Here is a 23,108-nt window from a genome sequence, read left to right as displayed (position 1 = left end):
GAAGCATTCACATGCGACTCGCGCAGCGCATTGACTGAGCAACATGTGAATGGACCGATTTATCCGTTCACTAGTCATCACGTGCCACTACGCCATGATGCACCGGCTGTTCGCGGTCCACACGCCGTCCGGGCGTGGCGGGCCATGTCTTGATCCCCAAGGAGAGACGTTGTCGTTCATCCACCGACTCGCCGGGCGGGCGCGGATCGCCCTTGCCGTGGTTGTGGTGTTGGTCGTCACCGGCGCGAGCTTGTCGGTTTACCTGATCGAGCGGGCGCGGAGCCAGACGACGGTCACACTCGGCGACACAACCAGCCAGGACCGTCTCAACATCAGCGTGTTCGTGCAGAAGGTCGATCCGTCGAGCCAAATCGTGTCCGCGCAGGTCGATATCGAACCGCAGGGTACGGTGGCCGACGCCAACGGCTACCCGAAGCAGGACCTGACCATCACCACCACAGGCACCAAAGGCGACACCATGTCGTTCAAGGCAGGCCGCAACCCCAGCACGACGGACCTGCAGGTGCCACTCAACAACGGCGTGGTCACCGACTATCCCTTCGACGGCTACCGGGCCGAGTTCGGCTTCGCGGCACAGACAAAGGACGAGGCGACCATCCCGGTCAACGTCACCTTCGCCTCCGCGGACTCGTTCTTCGCCTTCGGCGACTTCGCGGCTGAGAAGACGGACGACCCGCACGTGGTGCTTTTCACCGCGCAGGCGAGCCGCTCGTTCGGCACGCTCGTGTTCGCGCTTTTCATCATGGTGTTCATGTGGTCGCTGAGCTTGGCGGCCGTGATCGCCGCGTGGTTCGCGGTTAGCGGCAAGCGGGGCCTGCTGTGGCCGTCGATGAGCTTCATGGGCGCGTTGCTGTTCGCCCTGGTGCCCCTGCGCAACGCGGTGCCGGGTCAGCCCCCGATCGGATCGGTCGTGGACTTCAGCGCTTTCTTCATCGCCGAGGCACTGATCTCCCTGTCGCTGATCACTACGGTGGTGGTGGGCTATCGCACCGAGCGAGCCAACGAACGCGCCGCCGCCCAGCCAGTGGCGCCGGTGACTTCCGCCGAGCTCGTCGCCGGTCATCGGCCCTGACCTCGCGACACCCGACGCGCACATGATTCGGCCCCGGCAATTCAGCCGGGGCCGAATCATGCGCTGGTCGACGTCACCAGTTGATGGCGTACCGCCAGCCGGTCTTCACATCCGACTCCGTACCGATGCCGAGACCTTCTCCGCTGCTGTTGTACCAGTAGCTCCCGAGCGAGGTTCCCTTGTCGTCGTGAGCCACCACCAGGATGGTGGCACCGCCAGTGTTGACCGGCCACCAGTCGCACTGCTTCTGAGGAACGATCGTCGTGGCCGAATGCCAGGCCGGAAACTCCAGATAGGAATCGTATCCACCCTGCGAGCAGAGCTGAATCCATCCCTGCTGGATGGTGGACGCCGAGGCGGCTTGCGCCGAGGCCACGAGCGTGACACCAGACAGCAGGCCGGCAAGCCCCGCCGCCGCAACCCAACGCCGGAAAGCCTTCATCATCACTCCCACCTTGCACACATGAACCACAAAACAGCGAATCCCTTGAACTCGCCGCGCCGAACGGTACCCGGATAGCTCGCGTGAAAGTGTGAACAACGACTGACCAGCGCCACCAAATCCGTCTCGACTGGTCACTCGCCGCCGGTGAAATTTCCCACGAAAGTGCCACCGAGCAATCCGTGCCGGGCAACCCACTGCTCGATGGCCTCGAAGACGCCAGCGACATTACCTTCGTCCAGGAGGGTGAAGTGAGTTCCCGGCACGTCCACGACAGGGACCTCGCCGTCGGTGCCGGTCCCGCGGTTCCGCTGAGAGCGGTGGTCGCTCGTATCAGCAGCGCCGGTGGCGTTGGCGGCAGAGCCGCCGCAGGCGCGTCCAGCAGCAGGCGCAAGTATCAGCCGAAAGCTGACAGTCTGGCCTCCTCGAACGGTGCTCCCGGAGTCTGGCGGCACCAGAGTTGTTCGAGGAACGCCGCGAACTGTTCGGGGTCGCGGAAGTGGGGATCGTGCGAGGCGTAGGTATCCACGAGCACCACGGCCCGGGGTGATCTGCCGTGGTCGGCGAGCCGGCTCGCCCGCCGGAAGCCGGCGTCGCCGCCGCCCGGTATCCGTTGTCGGACAGCCACTCCACGCTGGTCGCGGCCTGAACATCGCCAATGCCACCGCGTCAAGGAAGCGCTCAGCACGCGTCGAGGACTCGTTCAGCCCACCCGCCGATGCTGTTGTCGACCGCCTTCACGTGACGGTCCAGCACCTCGGAGGCCATTGTGGACCCCATCCGCGTCGCAGTTCACACGCCCGATCCGTTGACCTGCGGCGGAATCACGGCGGCACTGCGTACCAGTCCCCTGCTCCGCGTCGTTCCCATGCGCGAGGCGTCGAGTGCGGCGCCGGCGCGCTGCTACCCCGGGCCGAGGCCAGCATGGAAGGGCTCACCATCACGATCCTGGACGCCCGCGCGGGGGCGCAGCCGACTGCCGCAGGACCATCTGGGCACAGTGCTCGGACAGGTCCGCAAGCTCAGGTCCGGCGCGCTCGAACCCGACGGCGTCGACCACACTGGTCTGCGGCGTCGCGAAACGGAACGGCTTCGCCTAGTGGCCGCCGGCCAGAGCACCGTCGAGATCGCCGAACCTCCGCCCGACGGTCCGCCTACACTGTGCCTCCGTTGATCGACGGAGGGGCACCATGGCTGAGCTGTTGGCCGCGTTCGTCAGCGGCCGCCCGGACGAGGTGGCGATCACGGACGACTTCGGCGCCCGGACCTGGAGCGAGCTGGACGACCGGGTGGATCGGTGGTCGAGGCTGCTGCGGGACTCGGGCCTGCGTCCCGGCGACCGGGTCGCGCTGCTGTCCGGCAACCGCGCCGAGGTGTACGAGGTGATGCTGGCCTGCGTGCACAGCGAACTCCTGTTGGTCCCGTTGAGCTGGAACTCGGGCCGTGACGAGCTCGCCCACGTGCTGCGGGACTCGGGCAGCCGCGCGTTGTTGGTCGATCCTGAGCTGGCGGCCCTGGGCGCAGCCCTCGATTCGGACCAGGACCGGGTACTGAACGCAGTGCTGGGCACTCACCCGGTCGAGGGATTCGCTCCCGTCGAACCGATGCTGGCCGCCGTGACCGGTGGCACGGCACCGACGCAGGCGTCCGGAGCCCTGTTGATCTACACGTCGGGCACCTCCGGCCAGCCCTACGGCACGGTCAACGGCCTGTGGCGAGTGGGCGCGCCGCTGGCTTCGGTCGCGGGCATGCTGGACGCGGTCGGTGACCGGTGCGGCATACCCGAGCGCGGGCGAACCCTCGTGACCGGCCCCTGGTACCACTCGGCGCAGGTCTTCTTCGCCTTGTTCCCGTTGCTGCGGGGCTGCCCGTTGACCGTGTGCGCGGAGTTCGAACCCGGCCGCGCGCTGGACGTCATCGCCCGCGACGGCGTCACGCACGCGCACATGTTGCCGATCCACTTCGTCCAGCTGCTGCGGTTGCCCGCCGCCACGCGAGCCGCCGCGGACCATTCCTCGCTGCGACTGGTGTGGCACGGCGGTTCGGAGTGCCCGCAGCCGGTCAAACGGCAGATGATCGACTGGTGGGGCCCGCTGCTACTGGAGTACTACGGGGCCACCGAGACCGCCGTGATCACCTTGATCGACTCTGAGGAGTGGTTGCGCCGTCCCGGAAGCGTCGGCCGCGCGGCTCCGGGGACGGAGGTCTTCGTCGCCGACCAAGCCGGCACGCCCCTGCCCTCCGGCATCGACGGGACCATCTACCAGCGGCGGCCGCTGCAACGCCCGTTCGAATACCACAACGCGCCGGAACGCACCGTGGCCGCCTATCTCGACGACGTGACCTGCACGGTCGGGGACATCGGGCATCTCGACGACGAGGGCTATCTCTACCTCAGCGGGCGGCGCGACGAACTGATCGTCGCCAACGGGGTCACCGTGTACCCGGCCGAGGTCGAGCGGGTTCTGCGCGGCCACGAGTCGGTCCGCGACGTGGCGGTGTTCGGTGTGGACGACGGGGAGTACGACCGGGACATCGCCGCGGCCGTCGTTCTGGAGCGTCCAACCGACGCCGACGAAGCCGCGAGGATCCTGGGCCAGCATTGCCGCGAACGGCTGCTGGCGGCCAAGGTGCCGCAGGAGTTCCTGTTCATGCCGGACCTTCCACGCGACGCGATCGGCAAGCTGAGCCGCCGCGCGCTGCGCGTGGCATTGGGTGACCGTCCCTGAGACCGTCGGCCGCATCGGTCACGCCACCGCTGTCGGAGCCGCGGTCGAGTTCAGCTTGTCCCGCAGCTCCGTCGCCCACTGCGGATCGAACTCGGCCAGCGTGGTGAGCGCGATCCGCCACTGCTGCTGAGCGGCCCCGCGGTCGCCCGCGTCGGCGTAGTTGTCGCCGAGACGGCTCGCCGAACCCGCCTCGTGGTATCGGTCACCGGAGACCCGGTGGCGCAGGATGGCGTTCTGGAGGCACTCAGTGGCCTGCCGGTAGTTGCCGAGCCGGTGGTAGGCATAGCCGAGGGTGTCCCATGTGTGGCTCTGCGCGGTGTCCTCACCCAGCTCGCGAAACAGCGCGAGAGACCGCTCCCCGCTGTCGAGCGCGGCGCGGTGGTTGCCCCGCGACGACTCGTACCAGCCGATCGCGTTGAGCGCCTGTGCCTGTCCGATGATGTCGCCGACCTGCCGGTGCAGCTCCAGCGCGGTACGCGCCCGCATGATCGCTTCGGTGTGCAGGCCCTTGCGGGTGAGCACCAGGCCGATCGCGTGGTGGGTGAGAGCCTGGCCGTGCAGGTCGTCGTGCTCCACGAACTCGTTGAGCGCGGCGCTCAGGTGCACCAACGCGTCGTCGTAGCGGCGCAGCAGCAGGCAGGCCCGGCCGAGACCACGACTGGCCTGCCCGAGACCTGGCCCGTCGGCCAGGCGGCGCGCGGCCACCACGGCCGTCTGCTGGAGGGCAGCCCAGTCGTGCCAGTGTCCGCGGCTCTCGTAGAACGGTTCGAGGCGCCACACCAACTGCCAGACGTGGGCGTCGAACCGCTCAGCGGCGGCCAGCCGAACAATCCCTTCAAGGACCGTCCGTTCCACACCGAACCAGTCGAGCGGCGACCGCTCGGAGGTCGGTCCGGCCGTGGGCGGGGCGACGCCGACGGCCGAACGCCGGGGCGCGAACCTGGCCTGCTCCTCGATCGCCGCACGCAAGTAGTGATCGAGCATGCGCTGGAGTGCCGCACGTCGATCGGCCACGTTCTCCTGGGCCCGCACCAGCTCGCCGGCGTAGGCACGCAACAGCTCGTGCACCAGGAACCGCCCGGGAACGTGCTCGCCGACCAACTGGGCCCGGCTGAGTTCGGCCAGGACCAGCCGGGCCTGCGTCGGGCCCATGCCAGCGATGTCGGCGGCCACCTTGCCCGAGACGTCCGGCCCGGGATGCAGTGCGAGCAGCCGGAACAGGCGAGCCGCGTCGGGGCTGAGAGCGCTGTACGACCAGGAGAAGACGGCACGGATGTCGGAGGCGAATCCATCGAGTCCGCCCTGGGCGGTCCGCAGCTCCCCGGCCACGTCGGCCAGTGCGAACGTCGGGTTGACCGCGGCCCTGGCCGCGACCACCGACAAGGCGAGCGGCAGCCGGCCGGTGAGCGAGACGATCTCGTCGACCGCGAGCGGTTCCGAGCTCACCCGTGGCCGGCCGAGGCGCAGCGCCAGCAGTTCCCTGGCCTCCTCGTCGTTCAGCACGTCCAGGCACAACGGGTGGGCGCCGTCCGTCGCGACCAGATTGTGCAGCGGGTCTCGGCTGGTGACGATGGTCATGCAGCCGAGCGCCCCCGGCAGCAGCGGTCGGATCTGGTCCGCGTCACGGGCGTTGTCGAGGACCACGAGCACGCGTCGGCCGGACAACACGCTGCGGAACAGGGCCGACTGCGCGTCGATGCCGGCCGGGATCCGCTGGTGCGGAACGCCCAGCGCCTCCAGGAAGCCCCGGACGGCCTCGGCCGGATCCATCGCCACCGCGGACGGTCCGAAGCCACGGAGGTTGACGTAGAGCTGGCCGTCGGGGAACCGATCGGCCATGTGGTGCGCGAGCTGCACGGCCAGCGTGGTCTTGCCGATACCCGCCATGCCACCGATCGTGGTGATCGCCATGACGCCCGTACGCTCGGCCGACTGCGCGAGCAGGTCCGCGAGCTCTGAGCGGCGACCGGCGAACACGGCCGGCGGGGCGGGCAGCTGGGCGGGCCGAACCATCGGCGTCATGGTGGCGGTCGCGTTCGGAGCCGGCGGCAAGGCGGGCGTCGGGGCGAGGGTGCCGTCGAGCACTCGCGACTGGGCCGCACACAGCTCGGCTCCGGGATCGATGCCGAGTTCGTCACGCAGGCGAAGGCGCATGCTCTGCCACACCTCGAGCGCCTCGGCCTGGCGCCCGCTCTCGGCCAGCGCGATGACCAGTCGGGCGTGCAGCGGCTCGTCGAGCGGGTTCAGTTCCGCGCTTCGGCGCAGTGCCGGCATCACTCTGGCCACCATGCCGCAGCGCAACGCCACGTCCGTGGCCTCGGCGATGGCCGCCAGGTGTTCCCGGTCCAGCGCGGCGAACGCGGGGTGTTGACGGGCCACCGCCGGGATTCCCGAGGCGGCCGGCCCGTGCCACAGCGCCAGTGCCCGCAGGAACTGCTCGGTGGCGGCGGCCGCCCCGTTCGAGGCGAGTTGCTCCCGGGCGAAGCTGAACAGGTCACGGAATCGCAGCAGGTCGACGGCTTGGGGGTCGGCGCGGACCATGTACCCGCCGCCGCCACGCACCAGCCAGTGACCAGGAGCGCGGGAGGGCAGGTCGGGTTCGAGCACGCGGCGGAGCATGCCGACGTAGCGGTGGATGACGTTGGCGGCGGTGTGCGGCATGTCCGAGCCCCACAGTACGTCGATGATCTCGTCCAGGCTGACCGGCCGCCCGACGTTGGCCAGCAGCAGCGCGAGCACGGCACGTTGCTGCGGCGGCCCGACGTTGAGCTCGACGGCGCCACGCCACGCCCTTACCGTGCCCAGGACGGACAGCCGCACGGCGTCGTTCGTCGAAGACCCGCCGTTGGTGGACCGGTCCTGGCGGACGACGGCGGCCACCCGCGCGCCACGCCCTTCGTCGATCGGACCCATGCTCTCGTGGGGCCTCATAGTGCGAATCCCCTTCACTCACTTCTCGGGCAAGCCTCGATCGCCACGCGCGGGACGATTCGATGAGAGCGCTCCCCCGTGCGGCGACCATAATGCCGAAGCCCGATCAACACAGGATCAATGCCCGAGTTCTGCCCGTTTATCGGGGTGCCCGCCCGCACGGTCTCACTCGGCGTGGCTGCCGATCTGTTCGCTGACAATCGCACCGACCAGCCGGGTCGGTGTCGGCGCCCGGGATTGAACAGCACGTCCACGCCCTGCTCGACGAGCAGATCCGCCGGCCGGGGACGCACCGACCGAGAGCCAGGACCCGACCCGCACCCGGGCCTGGTGAGCGGGGGCCGTGGTCACCGGAAGTGACGGAACGTCGTCCCGGGCCGGGGCGACTACCGGACTGCCTTCGTCCATGGCCACGGCGAACTCCGCCTCCCGCAGCACGGCGAACACCGCGTCCGTGTCGACCTCGCCCCGGGCGGCCAGCCGCAGCGCGGCGTCCGCCGTATCGGTAGGTGACTCGGGTGTGGCCGGCTGGTACTCCTCGTTCGGTTGGAACCGTCCCTCGCCGTCCACGTCGACCGGCGACCGGTCGTCGGCTCGGTCATCTCATTCCCCCATTTCCCGGTGCACCATGGCAAACGCGAGCTCCCGGGCTGCCTGCGTTCCCTTGTCCAGCCACTCGCGGGCGACCGCGTCGAGCACGAGCCACGTGCTCATGCTCATTTCCCTTCTCACCTCGCGACACAGCCGGCAGCCAGGTATTCGGTCCCGTTCACGCCGTGGCCGCCACTGGCACCCCTGCCCATACGGACCAAGCACGATGCACGAAGTTCTGGCTCGTGATGGGAGCGCACTCTCTTATCCTCTGGAGGGAAGATGACAGGAACCAATCGATGTCCGGTCAACACCGGCCGCACGGCACCGCCGGCGGGTTCCCATCCGTACGGAAAGGACTGACCGGTGGATCCCGACGGCTCCCTCTTCTTCACCGTGCTCGGCCCGGTCCGCGGCTGGCGCGGTTCCTCGGAACTGTCGCTGGGCAGTCCCCAACAGCGTGCGGCGCTGGCGATCCTGCTGCTGCACGGTGATCAGCCGGTGGACATCGAGGAGCTGGTTCTCGGCCTGTGGGGCGAGAATCCGCCGAAGGCAGCGGTCGGCGCCGCTCGGACGTACGTGTCCCGGCTGCGCACCGCCCTGGAGCCTGAGCATCGTGACGGCGACGGCCCTCGGCTGCTGGTCTCCGTCGGCACCTCGTATCTGCTTCGGCTGCCCAAGGGCGCTCTCGATGTCGACCTCGTCGAGCAGGACATCGCCGCAGCGGCCGTAGCGCGCGGCGACGGCGATCTCCACCGCGCACACGAGCTGCTCGGCCAGGCCGAACGACGCTGGCAGGGCACCGCGCTGACCGGGGTGACCGGTCCGTACACGGACAACGCCCGTGATCGGCTGGCGCAGCGGCAGCTCGCGCTGGTGGAGCAGCGCATCGAACTGGACCTCGAACTGGGTGAGGCGGCGTCCGCGGTTGCCGACCTGACCCGCTTGACCACTGAGCATCCGCTACGCGAGAACCTGCGTGAGTTGCAGATGCGCGCGCTGTACCAGAGTGGACGCCAGGCCGAGGCGCTGGCGGTTTTCGCCGACATCCGGCATGTGCTGGCCTCGGAGCTGGGCGTCGCTCCGGACCAGAGGCTCCACGATCTCCAGCAACGTATCCTGCGCGGCGACCCCGCGTTGCTGCCCGAACAACGACCCGCTGAAGCCGCCCCGGCCGGGCCGGTCCCCACGCAGCTGCCTGCCGACACCGCCGACTTCACCGGGCGTGGCGACCTGGTCGAGTCCATCGCCGGTGTGCTCACTGAACGGCAGGGACAAGCCGTTCCGGTGTACGCGGTGTCCGGAATCGGCGGCGCTGGCAAGACGGCGCTCGCGGTGCGCGTCGCCCACTCGGTTCGAGGTCGTTTCCCCGACGGGCAGCTGTACATCGACCTGGCGGGCGCGTCGAGCCAGCCGCTGTCACCGTTCGAGGTGCTCGGGTACTTCCTGCGCTCGCTGGGCGTGGCGGAGAAGGCTCTGCCCGTGGACCAGGCCGGACGGTCTGCGCTCTACCGGACCGTTCTCGCTGACCGACACGTGCTGATCGTGTTGGACAACGCCCATGACGCCGGCCAGGTCGTGCCGTTGCTGCCCGGCTACCCCGGCTGCTCGACGATCATCACCAGCCGGGCCAGGTTGTCCGTGCCCACCGCCGCCACCATCGAACTGGACGCTTTCGACCCGGCCGAGGCGTTGCGGCTGCTGACCACCATTGTCGGCGAGGACAAGGTGCTCGCCGAGGCGGCTGCCGCCGGTGAGCTGCTGGCGAGCTGCGGGCACCTGCCGCTGGCGGTCCGGGTGATCGCGGGTCAGCTGGTGGCCAGGCCCGACATGCTCATCGCCGACGTCCTGCGCCTGCTCTCCGACGAGCGTCTCCGGCTCAGCCGGCTGCACAGCGGCGAGCTCGACGTGCGGGCCACGTTCCGTCTCGGCTACGACCAACTGGACCCGCAGCTGGCCCGCGCCTTCCGGCTGCTGTCGTTGCCCGACGCCGAGACCGTGCCGCTGGCCGCGGCCGCCGCGCTGCTCGGTCTACACCCCGACGATGCCGAGGACGAGATCGACCAGCTGATAGACACCGGTTTGGTCCAGACGCCGCGTTCCGGACGCTACCGCCTGCACGACCTGCTTCGCCTGTTCGCCCGAGAGCGCAGCACCGAGCAGGACGCGCCGGCCGACTTGACCGAGGCCACTCACCGTCTGCTCGATTTCCTGCTCGCCACCGCCCGCAACGCCTACCTTGCGGTGCGCCCGGGCAATCGCATCGTCGAGCTGCTCCAGCCGCTTACCGATGTCGGCGTTCGGTTCAGCACCGCAGCGGAGGCCGACGCGTGGTTCCGACAGGAACGGGAGTTCGTGTTGAGCGTCCTGCGCCAGGCCGCGCAGCGCCATCCCGAGCTGATCGGCATCACCTCCGACGTGCTGCTCGGGCTCGATCCGCTGATGGAGCGGTCCTTCGCCTGGCAGCAGTGCATCGGCCTGGCCCGGCTGATCGCCTCGACCGCACGACAGGCTGGTCTCCGCGAGGCCGAGGCGGCCGCTCGCTACATGCTCAGCGGCGCGTTGTGGCAAATGGGCGAGCTCGACCCGGCGATGGAAGAGATCGAGATCGCCGTGGAGCGCGCCTGCCGGGTCAATCCGCTCGTGCTCGCCGAGTCACTGGTGGTGCAGGGACTGGTGGCCGGCGACAGTGCCATGCCGGAGGAGGAGATCAGGCTCCTGCGGTTGGCGTTGGAACTGCAACGCCAGACCGGCAACCGCTCGGCCGAAGCCAACAATCTCGGCAATTTGACCGCGGTGTGCTTGCAACTGGGACAGACTCGAGAAGCCTATGAACACAGCCGCAAAGCGCTGGCCCTGTACCGAGAACTGGGCGACGTCATGGGCGAGGCCCATGCCATGCTGCACAACGGCGTCGCGGCTCACCAACTCGGACGGCTGGACGAAGCCGAGCGCCACTACCGGGAAGCACTCGCGCTCACCGATGTCCATGGCCTGGCACATATGAGAGCGGCGCTCCTCTCGTATTTCGCGCGGCTGCACCTGGACCGCGGCGACGTCGCCACCGCGGCGGCAGCCGCCGACGAGGCCATCGTGGCGTGCGTGGAGATCGGGTACTCACGCGGTCAGGCGCACGCGCTGGCCACGCTGGGCCGGGCACTGGAGCATTTGGGCGAGGTCGACCACGCTGTTGCCTGCCTGCGCGCGGCAGCCGATCTGTTCGGTCGGGTCGGCGTGGTCGGCTCCGAAGACATCCACACGATCAACGAGGAGATCGCCCGCATCACTCGAACGTGACGACACGATGGCCCGGCGGGAAGCGCCCCGGGACACCGATGACATCCAGGCCACCTCACACCAGGCCGACCAGCGCCGCGTAGCCGGCGGCGTGCGCCCGACCACGCAGGCCGAGGCGGGATTTGACCCGCCACCGGTACCGCTCGACCGTGGTGATCGTGTAGCCCGTTTCCGTCGCGATCTCGTCGTCCTCCCAGCCTTCGGCGACCAGCTCCAGCTGGCGCTTCTCGCGGTGGTCGAGCTGCTCACGGAGTCTCTTGAGACTGCTCGTTGGCCGCAGCGGCTCCGCCTTCGAAGCCGTGCGCACCGCTCTGAACAGCCGATCGGCCGTGGTGGTCGTGCAGCGTCCGAAGACCGTCACCACGCCGCACGAAGCGATCTCCGCCAGATCGGCCCGAGGGATCTCGTTGCTCACCAGAACAACTCGCACAGCCGAGTGCTCGGCCACATATCGGAGCGTGGCCATCGTCTCGGCGCCGACGACGTCGGCGGCCACGATCGCCACGCGCGCGTCAACGTGTCCTAAGGTCGACAGCACCGTAGTTCCCGACCGCCCGGCGACGACATCGATTATTCCCGCAGACGTGATCGGATCGACCGAGCACACAACAATCCGAAGCTGCCCCAAGGCTTCCTTTCGGAGGGTGCCCCACACTCACGTCACTGCAGTTCCACAGTGCAGCCGGCACCTGCCGACCCGACTGCGACGCAAACCCGTGAACCGCTCAGCCGGATCACCCTCCAGATTCGCCAACCCCATCCCCGACACCCGGACCAAAATGCGAACCGAGCTCGGCCAGACCACGACCGAACTCGGTCCACGCCTCACCCCGGCCGGCGCAGCTTGCGACGATCGTCGTGGGGCAAAAACGGGCAGCACGTCCTGGCACATTGTCCCGTTTCCCTTGCCGAGCTCCCTCGTCTGATTTCATATATGTGCACGAAACGCCGCCGAGGGGACTGCACGATGGATCACGACCGCACGTTCTCCTTCACTCTGTTGGGTGCGGTGTCGGGCTACCGCGACGGGCAGGAGTTGGCGCTCGGCAGCCCTCAGCAGCGAACCGTGCTCGCCTGTCTGCTGTCGCGAGACGACAAGCCGGTCGACATCGACGAGCTGATCGTGGCGATCTGGGGCGAGGATCCCCCCAAGGCTGCCCTGGGCGCGGCCCGCACCTACGTGTCACGCCTGCGCACGATCCTCGAACCGGACCATCGAGACTACGGCGGCCCACGTCTGCTCGTGTCCGTTGGCACCGCCTACATTCTGAGAATGCCGCCTGGGTCGACCGACGTTCAGTTGGTCGAGCAGGACGTCGCGGCGGCGAACGCGGCCCGGCTGGCGGGCGATCTTTCCCGAGCGCACCGCCTGCTCCGGCGGGCCGAGCAACGCTGGCGGGGAGTGCCGTTGACCGGGCTGGTGGGTCCGTTCGCCGAGCACAGCCGGGATCAGCTCGTCCAACGCCGGCTGACCATCCTCGAAAAACGCTTCGAACTGGACCTGATCCTGGGCGAGGCTGCCGTCGCGGCGGCCGACATCGATCCGCTGATCGCCGCGCATCCGCTGCGGGAGAGCCTGCGCGCGCTCCAGATGCAGGCGCTCTACCAGTGTGGACGCCGGGCAGAGGCGCTCAGTGTCTTCACCGATGTCCGACGCGTGCTGACGGACGAGTTCGGTATCGACCCCGGACCTCGGCTGACCGAGATCCACGAACGCATTCTGCGGTCGGATACCGGCCTCCTTCCCGCGCCGTCCATTTCCTCCACGGCGCCGGCCCCCGCACAACTGCCGGCAGACATCGCCGACTTCACCGGTCGAAGCGAGTTCGTCGCGACCCTCCGTCGCCAGTTGACGGCAACACCAGGCACCGCGGCGCCGATCTGTGTGGTCTCGGGTATCGGCGGCGCTGGCAAGACCGCCTTGTCGGTCCATGTGGCCCACGCCGTACGCGACCAGTTCCCCGACGGCCAGCTCTACGTCGACCTGGCCGGCCAGTCACCCCGTCCGGTCGCACCGCGGGACGTGCTCGGACACTTCCTTCGTTCACTGGGTGTCGAGCAACCCTCGATTCCCGATGACCAGTCGGCCCGCGCCGCCCTCTTCCGCACCCTGCTGGCGAACCGGAAGGTGCTGTTGCTGCTGGACAACGCGCGCGACAGCAGCCAGATCACGCCGCTGCTGCCGGGTTGTTCCGGCTGTGCCGTGCTGGTGACCAGCCGTGCTCGGTTGGCCGGCACTCCGGCGACCGGAGTCGACGTGTCGACCTTCGAACCGAACGATGCTGTCCGTCTTCTCGGCAAACTCATCGGCGGGCAGCGGGTCGCCGCCGAACCCGAGTCCGCGCAACAGTTGGCCGCCCTGTGCGGACATCTGCCGCTGGCGATACGAATCGCCGCCTGCCGACTGCAGGGCAGGCCAGGGATGCGGATTGCGGACATCGTGCGTCGACTGGCCGATGAGCGCCGCCGGCTCCCCCAGCTGCGATCGGGTGGCCTCGACATCCGGTCCACCTTCCAGCTCGGATACGACCAGCTGGATTCCACGCTCGCCAGGGCCTTCCGGATACTGGCCGTACCCGGGATCGAATCGGTGCCGCTCCGATGGGCCGCCGCCCTGCTCGATCTGCCCGAACCGGACACGGAGGACGTGCTCGACCGGCTCATCGCGAGCGGCATGGTCCAGGCGACGGGCACGGGTGGCTGCCGCTTCCACGACCTGCTCCGGGTGTTCGCGAGTGACCTGGGTGCCGAGATCGACTCGGACGATGATCGTCGGGCTGCGCTGAGCCGCTTGCTGTCGTTCCCGCTGACGACCGTGAGCAACGCCTATCGCACGCAGCGTCCAGGACACAGCACCGGGAAGCGACGACTCGGGGCACCGCCTGGCAGCGGCATCGAGTTCTCCGACTTCTCCTCGGCGCACTCGCGGTTCGAGCGGGAGCGGGGACTGATGCGGGCGGTGCTCGATCAGTGCCTGCGCCAGGCGCCGGACCGCCAGCAGACCGTCGCCCATGTGGTGATGACGCTGGATCCCTTGTCGGAGTGGGCTACACGTGACCACGAATCGTCGAAAGCGGTCGCCTGGTGATCGCCGATCCTTCCGTGTCACATTAGGGCGATCACCAGCACGCTCATCCGCCGAGTGCCGAGCGACGCTCGTGTTGCGTCTGAGATCGAAGTCGTGGCACTTCCACGGAAGAGAACACTCACATTCGAATCTCCTTGGTACTCGGCGGACTGCTGGTTGCCTGCGTTCTCGGCGCGTTCGGAGCGAGCGGGCAATCGGCCGGCCGACCTTCCCAGGCCAGCCGATCCGGCCAGGTCTCAACGACATCGACGAGCGAGACGACCACGCTGGGCACCGTCGTCACCACCGGCAACGGCTTCACCCGGTACCGGTTCAACCGGGACACGCCGCACCCGCCGACCTCGAACTGCGCCGACGACTGGGCGCGAACCTGACCCCCGGCACTGATATCCGCCTCGGGAAACCTCAGCCTCAGCGGCATCACCGGCACGGTCGGCTCGGTCATCCGGGGCGGGACAGATCACCATCAACGGCTGGCCCGCGTATCACTTCGTCCGCGACACCGCCGCGGGGCAGACCAACGGCCAGGGAGTCAACAGCACGTGGTTCGCCCTGGGCTCCAACGGTTCGGCCGCGTCCAGCGGCTCGACTCTGGCCAACCTGAACTCGGCCCAGAACGACAACCTGGGGCAGACGGACGTGGACAGCGACGGCTTCACCCTCTCGCCTTCGACAAGGACACGACCAACCGTTGAACGGCCACCCGCTCTACGAGTTCAACAAGGACATCGGGCAGAGGAAGTCCAAAGGGCAGGGTGTCGGCGGTCTCTGGCACGCGATCATCCCCGCAGGCGCACTTGTCCCGTGAGCCGGGCGCCAGTTCTCTGCTGGCTCATCGACAGCCATCGGATCATCGGAGGCGCCCGACAGTCAGTTTCCGTTCACAAATCAGGCAGTGCGCCCGGGATAACGTCACACACGCAAGAGCCACCCGTTGCACCACAACATAACGCTGCCCGTAAGACGCGCATAAACACCGGCGCTCGAAACGAGCAAACCATGGCGAGTGGCGAAATTTTCCACGTTCGACGACGGGCGACTGCCCGCAATCTTCCCCCACAGAAAGTCTCACACCATGGACTCCACTCTCAGCTCCGTCATCGGGCTTGTCGTCGCAGTGCTGCTCATCGCCGGGCTGTGGCAGGTGTTCACCAAGGCCGGCAAGCCGGGCTGGGCCGCGATCATCCCCGTCTACAACGTGTACGTGCTGGCCAAGGTCGCCGGCCGACCGGGCTGGTGGGTCGTGCTCTACCTGATCCCGCTGGTCAACGTCATCGTGCACGCGATCGTCGCGATGGACGTGGCGCGCAACTTCGGCAAGAGCAAGGTGTTCGGACTCGTCGGCCTCTGGCTCTTCAGCGTCATCGGCTTCCTGATTCTTGGTTTCGGCGGCGCCCAATACCAGGGCGAGCGCGGCCCGGTCCAGACTCAGCGCCTGGCACAAACGCACTGACATCACGTCTCGACGGTTCCACTGCGAGCGGTGGGGCAACGATCCTGTCGGATTATTGCCCCACCGACCTGCTACACGACCGCCGAGTCTCACGGTAGGTCCCATGGCAGTTCTACCGGGTCACTCTTGCCGTCGGCTCCTCGGTCGAAGCCGACGGCGACCATCTGTGGGCCAGCTTGATCGCCGGGAACCGTAAGCCCCCAAGGAAAGCGTGCCGGTCATCCCGCAGAGCATGAGGTCTGAGGACGAGTGGAACCTACGCGTGCAGTCCCGCTGCCGCTTCGTCACCACGCGCGAGTTCTCCGAACTGGTAGCTCATGCCGACGATGACAAGGCTCGTGGGTTCCGGCCACGCCACCACGTCCGGGTCCCGCTGGCCAATCCGGTGAAGCTCACCGGCGCTCCCGGCCGGCTGGACACCCTCAGTCCCCACATCGTCGGCGCACCGATCGGCATCGGCAGCATCGGCAACGCAACCAGCATCTCGATCACGGGCATCACGGCGGCGACATCGACCCCTGGCACCGAGTCTCCTCGGTCCAGCCAACCGGAGTCGACAACTCGCCCAGCATGCCGGTCGACAATCTCAACCACCTGTACGTGACCGACAACTACGTCGTCACCCACAACACCCGCGCCCTCCTCACGGCGAGCATGCGGGCGTAGCGTCGCCCTCGAACCGCGAGTCAACTCCAACCGGACCGCCGCGTGGTCACGCTGCCCTACCGCCCAGTCACCGCGTTGCGTGGTGATCCTCGTAGTTCGGTGAAGGCAGTTCGCGCTCGTGCCGAAGAGAGTGCGGGGACCGATTCCGCGAGAATGCGGCGAACATGGCTCACCGCGGATACGGCGATGCCTCAGGGCCAGGCTCAGCAGGCGCCGTTCTGCACCGGATAGTGGATGACGACCGCACCACCGGTGGCGTAGTTGGCGACATCGGCGGCCGCCTGCTGGCCTTGCGCAGACGCCCTCGCCGCGGTCATTGCCGCAGCGTCAGCGAACTCGGCTTCGAAGATCGCGAAGTACGGCGCCTGCCCCTGCGTCGCTGCCACGTCGAAGCTGTAGCGCCACGCGAGCAGACCGGGCATCTGCGTGACCAGCGGGAGGTGGTTGGTCACGTAGTAGTCGCGGAAGTGGTCGGGATCGGCGGGCTTGAGATACAGGACCACCAGCTTGTGCATGAGAGCCTCCGTTCAGCGGCGAGCGACCACAACACCCCGGAGTGCGCGATCAACGCGAGGTGGACAGTAGATCAGACGCTTCGCCAAGACCAAGCACATTGCGGATGAGCCGATCATCGGACCGGTGACCCAGCCGGCGACATGACAATTCGCCGCCACGAACGCACTCGGCTGCCGCCGAGCGCGCCGCTCCCGGCACTCGCTCATGCCGACCTGCGCTGCGCGCTTGGCGACCTTGTCGCGGTGTGGGGCCAAGCCTGATCGCCACGTCTGGATCGTCCCGCGCGACAGAGCGCCCTCATCACCTGTCGCCAGTCACGCAGATCGCATACACTTCGACCGTGCGGTCTATGAATAGTCCATCGGGTCGAACCTTCGCGGACGAGGCCCGTCGGCGCCAGATCATCGACTGTGCGATCGAGGTGATCGCGCAGGAGGGCTTCGCCAAGGCGACGCTCGCGCGCATTGCCGAACGCGCCGACCTGGCCAAAAGCGTCGTGCTCTACCACTTCACGAACAAGGACGAGCTGGTGGAACAGGTGCTCGCCACGGTCTCGGCGACCAGCTATGAGTTCGTGCGCTCGCGAGTGGCCACCTCGTCGACAGCCTGGGAGCGGGTACGTGGCTCGATCGAGGCTGTCGTCGAGTTCGTCGCCGCCCACCCCCAGCACGCGCTCGCCGGCCTGGAGGGCTGGAACCAGGCGCGATCGCTGCCCGGTCGGGTCAAGCTCGCGCAGGCGAGCGCGGCCGGACCGTCCGGCATCGAAGAAACCCTCATCGAGGGGCAGCTGTCCGGCGAGTTCGGCGAGTTCGACCCGCACGTGCTCGCTGTGCTGTTCCAGCAGGCGGTCGACGCGGCGGTGCTGGAGGCCGCGTTGCGCCCGGACACCGACCTGACCGCATTCGCCGCAGAACTCATCGCTGTGTTCGACCGTGCGATCAGGAGGCGTCCATGAGTCACGTATTGATCATCGCCGTCGGCTCACGTGGTGACGTCGAGCCGTACACCGGAGTGGGCGCGGGGCTGCGCGCAGTGGGCCATCGCGTCACTATCGCCGCCGACCGCGAGTTCGAGCACCTGGTCACCGGGACAGGCCTGGAATTCCGTCCGCTGTGGACCCAGCTAAGCAGCAAAAGTGGCGCGGTCAACGAGACAAGCCAGAACTACACGCGCAACGGGTTGTTCTCGCGCAACGGCATGGACATGATCGCCGCCGCACGGCAGTTCATTCGCGAGACGAACATCAACGTGGCCGAGATCGCCGCCGACCCATCGGTGGATGTGGTGTTGTTCAACGGATTAGGCGCGGCCGCCTACCATGTCGCGCAGGCGCGAGGCATCCCCAGCGTCGGCCTGCACCTGCAACCGCAGCTGCCGACGGCCGACTTTCCACCGATGGTGTTCGGCACCTCGCTGGGACGGCTCGGCATCCGGGCGGCGTGGGTCGCGCACCGGCTCACCGAGCGATCGATGTTCGGCAATATCAACGAGATCCGCGCCCAGCACGGCCTGCCGCCGACCACCTACGGCGCCACCCGCCGCGAGCAGGCAGCCAGCGCGTGGCCGGTGCTGCACGGCTTCAGCCAGTACGTCGTGCCGCGCCCGCGCGAGTGGAGGCCAGGCGTCGAGGTCGTCGGCTACTGGTGGCCGTCGGTCCCGGCCAGTTGGACGCCACCGGAGAAGCTGCGACGGTTCCTGGACGCGGGCCCGGCGCCGGTGTTCGTCGGCTTCGGCAGTGCCGATCCCGGCGACGCGGCACGTGTCAGCGGGATCGTGGCGGGCGCGCTGCGCAGCGTCGGACGGCGCGGGATCATCCAGACCGGCTGGGCCGGCCTTGCCGTCGAGGACGACGACGTGCTCACCATCGGCGAGGTTCCGCACGCGTGGCTGTTCCCGCGGATGGCCGTCGTCGTGCATCCAGGCGGTGCCGGCACGACCGCCGCCGGTCTACGTGCCGGTGTGCCTGCTGTGCCGGTTCCGATGACCGGTGACCATCCGTTCTGGGCGGCGCGCCTGACCGCGCTGGGTGTGAGCCCCGGTCCCGTGCCGTTCAAGCACCTCACCAAAGACCGTCTCGCCGACGCGATCCGCGCCGCCGTCGACGAACCACGGTATGAGCGGGCAGCGAAGTCGATCGCCGCGAAGGTCGCGACCGAGGACGGCGCGGCAGAGGTCGCACACGTGGTCGAACGCCTTGATCAGCGCGGTGTGTCGCGTCCTGCCGGTTGATTTGCAGTGAGCCCGGCCGTGAATGTCCCGCCGGTTGCGCGAATACAAGGTAACCGGGGGCGGCGGCTTCCCCGTTCTCCAGGTGCGACAAGCGCGGTCTTGGAACTTCTGTGGGCAAGACGGCCGGGAGAAGGTTCGACCACGAGACGATGCTCTGCCATGCCGCCGGTCGAGTGATGGGCCCGACTTCGACGTACTGACCTTGACCGCTATTGCGATGCCCTGTCGAAGGCCGCCCAATATCATCGGTAACAACGAGAAGAGGCCCGGCGTGCAGGCGTTCGTGCAGCAGTTGCCGGCGTTGCTCGGAGTGCTCGTCGGCGCTCTGGCCAGCTACACCGCCACATCGGCAGCGGAGCGTGCCCGGTGGCGGCGTGCCCAGTCGGTCCGATGGGACGACAAACGTCTCACCGCTTATGCGGAGTACGCGCACGCCGTGAAGAAGGTGATCTCCATTTCCGTCCGACTGGCCGCTCACCGAGGCGTTCATCGGGACATCGACGCGCTTCCGCCGGAGGAGGGATGCCCGCGCTGGCCCTCGCCGAGGAGGACCGCACAATGAAATGGGAGGCCGTGCTCCTCCTGGGAACTGCCCAGACCGTCGTCGCGGCACGAACCTGGCACGAGAGCGTGTTCCGCCTTCAGCGCATTGCTGCCGGAGCAAGGGTCGAGGTGACGTGGACGGAGGCGGTGGAGGCCGCCAGCCTGGCACGACGAGGCTTCTACGAAGCCGCCAAACGGGATGTCGGCATCGCAGTCGGGGATGCGCCTGAGAGCTACGAGTGGCAGTTGACCAAGCTGGTGCGCGGTCGTGGCGTCAGCGACTCAGATGATGGTGAGGCAGAAGCGTGATAGCACGCTCCTCGTGACCGAACGTCCGCTCCTGCCGATGGACGCGCACGACGGACGGCCCCTGCACGCTCCGATCACCGAGTACATGCTGGCGGTGCCTCGAACGTCGGGACCGAGTCGCGGGGAGGGATGGTTATTCGGGATCGGAGCCCGGAAATCGAATCCGGACGTTCGCCGCTGGGGTGAGGTAGGCTTCGCCGAAACGGCGCTGCAGCGAGATGTTCGTGGAGCCGGCCGATCGCGGTCGGCCGGCGGGGACGGCTTTCACGGTGAACTCCTGGATGCGCGCCGGCTCCACGGGAGTCAGGTGGATCATGCACAGCAACTCGCCCCGCTCACCGGGTATCGACCAGGTGATGTCGGCGGCGGTGGCGGCGGAGACGGTCCGGACTCGCGCCGCTGACTGAACATCCGCTCATGCCGCAGGTCCCGCGCGTCGACGTCGGCTACTGCCGATGAGGGAGTGGTTACGGCAGGGGCAGGCGATCGCGTGATCCGGCCGCGAGGAAGGGCGTGAGGATGCTGAGCAGTTCCTGGGGTCGGTCCAAGGGGATGATGTGGCCGCAGTCCGGGATGACGTGTCCGGTGAGGTCGTCGGCGATGGGGCGTAGTTGCCGTTCCAGCGCGTTGCCGACCGGATGGGCGCCGATCGCCAGGGTGGGCGCGGTGAGCCGGCCGTCGGCCACGGCGTCGTTGATCTGCCAGGCGCTGGTGGGCAGTGCACGGTAGAAGGCGAAGGCGCAGCGGAGGGCATCGCGTCCGGTGTAGGCGTTGATGAACGCGTCGTGGACGTCCGGTGGCACGCCGCGGCCGCGGGTGCCGGCGGCGAGGAACCAGTCGATGTACTGCGCCTCGTGGCCGGTCAGGACTGTCTCGGCGAGACCGGGGACGGCGTGGAATCCGAACCACCACGGTGGACCGGCGGCGAGGAAGTCCTCGGCGCCGGGAAGCGTGCCCGCCAACCCTTCCATGACGACCAGCCGTCGTATCCGGTCGGGTCGCCGCAGGGCGAGCAGGACCGCGACCGTGGTGCCGACGTCGATACCGACCACGGCCGCGGTGGGTTCGGCGAGGACGTCGAGGATTCCCTCGACGTCGGCGGCCATGGTGCCGGCGTCGTAGCCGTCCGGGGCGCGGGTGCTGGCGCCGAACCCGCGCAGGTCCGGGGCGATGACCCGGTAGTGCGACGACAACGGGCCGATGATCTCGCTCCAGAGCTGCCAGGTATGCGGAAAACCGTGCAGCAGCACGACTGCCGGGCCGGTGCCCGCCGTGGCGACGTTGGCGTGGATGCCGTTGATGGCGATCCGGCGCTGCTGGATCTGCGCGGCGCCGGTGGCCGGGGTGTGCGACACGATACCTCCTGCGGTTACCATTGGTTACCAGCAAACGATAGGTAACTCGAGAGATGCCGCCAAGACGGCACTTCGTCGACAGGTGGTGAGGTTCAGGTGACCACTCGGCCAGCACGTGCGAAGAGCTCCGGACGTGGTGATCTGTTCGATCCCGAGTGCCCGACGCGTCGGCTGCTGGACCGCATCGGCACGAAGTGGACGTCGATGGCGGTCAAGGTGCTCGCCGACGCCGCGCCGGACGAGGTCCGGTTCGCCGAGTTGAGGCGCAGGATGCCCGGTGTCTCGCAGAAAATGCTGTCGGCAACCCTGCAAAGCCTGGTCCGCGACGGTCTGGTCGCCCGCCGGGTGGAACCGACAGTGCCACCACGAGTGCACTACCGGCTCACCGAGCTGGGACTGTCGCTGGAAACCCCGCTGGCTGCGCTCCGTACCTGGGCCGAGCAACACATGGCCGAGATCGACCGTGCCGACGCCATCAACGACGACGCACAAGCAGACCCAGTCCGGGACGAGTGACGCTTCGCCTGCGCACCACGCGCTCATGCCGCCGACCGGTAGTTCAGCGGCATGACCTGCGCCCGCCAGAAAGTGCCAACTTCCGTGAGAAACCGACGACTTCGGCCTCAGCAGACCTGCCACTTCGCCGGTCAGCAGCGCGCGTAGTGACAAGATCATCAAGTCGCCATGGTCTCGGCGCGCAGGCTGCCCGTCGGCTCAGGCCGTCACCCCTGACTTCGCCTCGTCGAAGTTGTCATCGCGCAGCTCAGCGGTGTGCTCCCACGACGTGATGGATGAGAACGGACAACCACGCCACTATGTGTGACCCCTGGCAGTGACCCGGGACGCGCGCCCCGGCCACAGGGTCCAACCCGACCGCAGCCCCGGCGGCATGGTCAGCCTCAAAGATCGAAAAATCCTGCTGGGGTCTGTCGATCCCGGCTACCGTCGTTCGACGCGTAGTCGAAGGCACCCGCAGGGGGCTCAGTGAACGACCACCGGCTAGCGAGACCTTGAGGACAGTCCCATGACCGAACTGAACGTGGACCACGCCCGCCGAGCGATCGTCGAACACACCCGACGCCTGGCGGAATCAGCCGCCGCTGCCGGGCCCGACACCGCCGTGCCGACAACACCGAAGTGGACCATCACCGACCTGGTCGAGCACGTGGGCCAGACCCAACACTGGGTCGCGGAGATCATCGAGCGGCGCATCGCCGACCCCACCCAACTGCCCACGGAGATGGCAGTACTCCCCACCGATCCCCGCGAGTGGCAGGCATGGCTGTCGGAGTCCGCGCAGCGGGTCGCGAGCGCCTGCTCCGATGACGCGCTCGACGCGCCGGTGTTCAACGCCGCCGGGGACGAGCGGTCCGGGACGCGATTCTGGATGGCCAGCATGCTCAACGAGGCGGTCGTTCACGGCTTCGACGCAGCCAACGCGGCGGGCCGACCGACCGACATTGACGCCGACCTCGCAGCCGCGCTCATCAGCAACCACCTCGCGATGCTCACCTCCCCCACGTGGGAGATGCAGCGGCCCGAGTCCGCCCACGCCATCCGGGGCACCGGACAGACCCTGCAGTGGCTGGCCACCGACACTGGGGACGACACGCGCGCCTGGTTCGTCGAACGGCGGCCTGGCGGGGCAACGTGGAAGCCCGGAACCCAGCAAGCCGACGTGACGGTGACCGGCCCGGCACGATCGCTGCTGCTGACCTTGATCCGACGACTCCCGCTCACCGAGCGCGAAGTCAGCGTCGATGGCGACACTGCCCTCGCCCAGCACTGGCTCGACAACACCGCCCACGCCAGCGGCTGACGGCAACGAGACCCCGGCTTGATCACCTGCACCACGCCATCGAAGCG

General features: G+C 68.2%; 21 protein-coding genes. 13 read left to right on the top strand and 8 right to left on the bottom strand.

Annotation, left to right across the window (positions count from 1 at the left end):
* Window positions 1-169: 169 nt before the first annotated feature.
* Window positions 170-1,093 carry a DUF4436 family protein gene (locus tag BCF44_RS22360; RefSeq protein ID WP_170217682.1) on the top strand — a complete coding sequence of 308 codons (924 nt, stop codon included), beginning with the start codon at window positions 170-172 and terminating at the stop codon, window positions 1,091-1,093.
* 73 nt (window positions 1,094-1,166) lie between these two features.
* Here BCF44_RS22360 and BCF44_RS22355 read toward each other — a convergent pair whose 3' ends face one another.
* A complete protein-coding gene (locus BCF44_RS22355; protein WP_116176291.1) occupies window positions 1,167-1,538 on the bottom strand; it encodes a hypothetical protein in 372 nt (123 codons plus the stop codon).
* Between the two features lie 131 nt (window positions 1,539-1,669).
* Entirely contained in the window at window positions 1,670-1,807 is a 138-nt protein-coding gene (locus BCF44_RS55595; protein ID WP_170217681.1) for a hypothetical protein, read from the bottom strand.
* Between the two features lie 918 nt (window positions 1,808-2,725).
* Here BCF44_RS55595 and BCF44_RS22350 point away from each other — a divergent pair.
* Window positions 2,726-4,264 (top strand): AMP-binding protein, encoded by a 1,539-nt coding sequence (locus BCF44_RS22350; protein WP_116176290.1) that lies wholly within the window; start codon window positions 2,726-2,728, stop codon window positions 4,262-4,264.
* 18 nt (window positions 4,265-4,282) lie between these two features.
* On the opposite strand, the gene BCF44_RS22345 is transcribed toward BCF44_RS22350, so the two are convergent.
* Complete coding sequence (locus BCF44_RS22345) at window positions 4,283-7,195, bottom strand: AfsR/SARP family transcriptional regulator (protein ID WP_116176289.1); 2,913 nt, start codon at window positions 7,193-7,195, stop codon at window positions 4,283-4,285.
* A 165-nt stretch (window positions 7,196-7,360) separates the two neighbouring features.
* The gene (locus BCF44_RS22340) at window positions 7,361-7,765 is read right to left on the bottom strand and encodes a hypothetical protein (RefSeq protein WP_116176288.1); all 405 of its coding nucleotides are present in this window, start codon (window positions 7,763-7,765) and stop codon (window positions 7,361-7,363) included.
* Between the two features lie 387 nt (window positions 7,766-8,152).
* Here BCF44_RS22340 and BCF44_RS22335 point away from each other — a divergent pair, with 387 nt between their 5' ends.
* Window positions 8,153-11,083: an AfsR/SARP family transcriptional regulator gene (locus BCF44_RS22335; protein WP_116176287.1), complete on the top strand. Its 2,931-nt coding sequence runs from the start codon at window positions 8,153-8,155 to the stop codon at window positions 11,081-11,083.
* Window positions 11,084-11,138: 55 nt separating this feature from the next.
* Here BCF44_RS22335 and BCF44_RS22330 read toward each other — a convergent pair whose 3' ends face one another.
* Window positions 11,139-11,738 carry a helix-turn-helix transcriptional regulator gene (locus tag BCF44_RS22330; protein WP_147328585.1) on the bottom strand — a complete coding sequence of 200 codons (600 nt, stop codon included), beginning with the start codon at window positions 11,736-11,738 and terminating at the stop codon, window positions 11,139-11,141.
* Window positions 11,739-12,119: 381 nt separating this feature from the next.
* Between BCF44_RS22330 and BCF44_RS22325 the strand changes: the two genes are divergently transcribed.
* The 4 genes from BCF44_RS22325 to BCF44_RS22305 all read left to right on the top strand — a co-directional run bounded on the left by BCF44_RS22325 (window position 12,120) and on the right by BCF44_RS22305 (window position 15,624).
* Window positions 12,120-14,171 (top strand): AfsR/SARP family transcriptional regulator, encoded by a 2,052-nt coding sequence (locus BCF44_RS22325; protein WP_170217680.1) that lies wholly within the window; start codon window positions 12,120-12,122, stop codon window positions 14,169-14,171.
* 134 nt (window positions 14,172-14,305) lie between these two features.
* The gene (locus tag BCF44_RS59245; RefSeq protein ID WP_170217679.1) at window positions 14,306-14,545 is read left to right on the top strand and encodes a hypothetical protein; all 240 of its coding nucleotides are present in this window, start codon (window positions 14,306-14,308) and stop codon (window positions 14,543-14,545) included.
* A gap of 317 nt (window positions 14,546-14,862) precedes the next feature.
* Window positions 14,863-14,979: a COG4315 family predicted lipoprotein gene (locus tag BCF44_RS59240; RefSeq protein ID WP_116176283.1), complete on the top strand. Its 117-nt coding sequence runs from the start codon at window positions 14,863-14,865 to the stop codon at window positions 14,977-14,979.
* Window positions 14,980-15,246: 267 nt separating this feature from the next.
* Window positions 15,247-15,624: a DUF5684 domain-containing protein gene (locus tag BCF44_RS22305; RefSeq protein WP_116176282.1), complete on the top strand. Its 378-nt coding sequence runs from the start codon at window positions 15,247-15,249 to the stop codon at window positions 15,622-15,624.
* An 869-nt stretch (window positions 15,625-16,493) separates the two neighbouring features.
* Here the strand turns inward: BCF44_RS22305 and BCF44_RS22300 are convergent.
* Window positions 16,494-16,805, bottom strand: a complete 312-nt coding sequence (locus BCF44_RS22300; RefSeq protein ID WP_116176281.1) for an EthD family reductase — start codon at window positions 16,803-16,805, stop codon at window positions 16,494-16,496.
* A gap of 245 nt (window positions 16,806-17,050) precedes the next feature.
* On the opposite strand from BCF44_RS22300, the gene BCF44_RS22295 reads away from it, so the two are divergent.
* The 4 genes from BCF44_RS22295 to BCF44_RS56720 all read left to right on the top strand — a co-directional run bounded on the left by BCF44_RS22295 (window position 17,051) and on the right by BCF44_RS56720 (window position 19,887).
* Entirely contained in the window at window positions 17,051-17,761 is a 711-nt protein-coding gene (locus tag BCF44_RS22295) for a TetR/AcrR family transcriptional regulator (RefSeq protein WP_147328583.1), read from the top strand.
* Window positions 17,758-19,035 carry a glycosyltransferase gene (locus tag BCF44_RS22290; protein WP_116176279.1) on the top strand — a complete coding sequence of 426 codons (1,278 nt, stop codon included), beginning with the start codon at window positions 17,758-17,760 and terminating at the stop codon, window positions 19,033-19,035. The genes BCF44_RS22295 and BCF44_RS22290 overlap by 4 nt, the downstream gene beginning before the upstream one ends.
* Before the next feature lie 271 nt (window positions 19,036-19,306).
* Window positions 19,307-19,597 (top strand): hypothetical protein, encoded by a 291-nt coding sequence (locus BCF44_RS56725; protein ID WP_211353156.1) that lies wholly within the window; start codon window positions 19,307-19,309, stop codon window positions 19,595-19,597.
* On the top strand, window positions 19,558-19,887 hold the full coding sequence (locus BCF44_RS56720) for a hypothetical protein (protein WP_211353155.1): 330 nt from the start codon (window positions 19,558-19,560) through the stop codon (window positions 19,885-19,887). The genes BCF44_RS56725 and BCF44_RS56720 overlap by 40 nt, the downstream gene beginning before the upstream one ends.
* A 133-nt stretch (window positions 19,888-20,020) precedes the next feature.
* Here the strand turns inward: BCF44_RS56720 and BCF44_RS22280 are convergent, their stop codons facing one another.
* Both BCF44_RS22280 and BCF44_RS22275 read right to left on the bottom strand, forming a co-directional pair.
* The gene (locus BCF44_RS22280; RefSeq protein WP_116176278.1) at window positions 20,021-20,203 is read right to left on the bottom strand and encodes a hypothetical protein; all 183 of its coding nucleotides are present in this window, start codon (window positions 20,201-20,203) and stop codon (window positions 20,021-20,023) included.
* Window positions 20,204-20,354: 151 nt separating this feature from the next.
* The gene (locus BCF44_RS22275; protein ID WP_246015401.1) at window positions 20,355-21,242 is read right to left on the bottom strand and encodes an alpha/beta fold hydrolase; all 888 of its coding nucleotides are present in this window, start codon (window positions 21,240-21,242) and stop codon (window positions 20,355-20,357) included.
* A gap of 96 nt (window positions 21,243-21,338) precedes the next feature.
* Here BCF44_RS22275 and BCF44_RS22270 point away from each other — a divergent pair, with 96 nt between their 5' ends.
* Both BCF44_RS22270 and BCF44_RS22265 read left to right on the top strand, forming a co-directional pair.
* Window positions 21,339-21,758, top strand: coding sequence for a winged helix-turn-helix transcriptional regulator (locus BCF44_RS22270; protein WP_116176276.1), 420 nt, complete (start codon window positions 21,339-21,341; stop codon window positions 21,756-21,758).
* A 508-nt stretch (window positions 21,759-22,266) separates the two neighbouring features.
* Entirely contained in the window at window positions 22,267-23,061 is a 795-nt protein-coding gene (locus BCF44_RS22265; RefSeq protein WP_116176275.1) for a maleylpyruvate isomerase family mycothiol-dependent enzyme, read from the top strand.
* The last annotated feature ends 47 nt before the right edge of the window (window positions 23,062-23,108 follow it).

Source organism: Kutzneria buriramensis, from assembly GCF_003387475.1.
Classification (GTDB): Bacteria; Actinomycetota; Actinomycetes; order Mycobacteriales; family Pseudonocardiaceae; genus Kutzneria; species Kutzneria buriramensis.
This window is presented reverse-complemented; position numbering and strand designations above follow the sequence as displayed.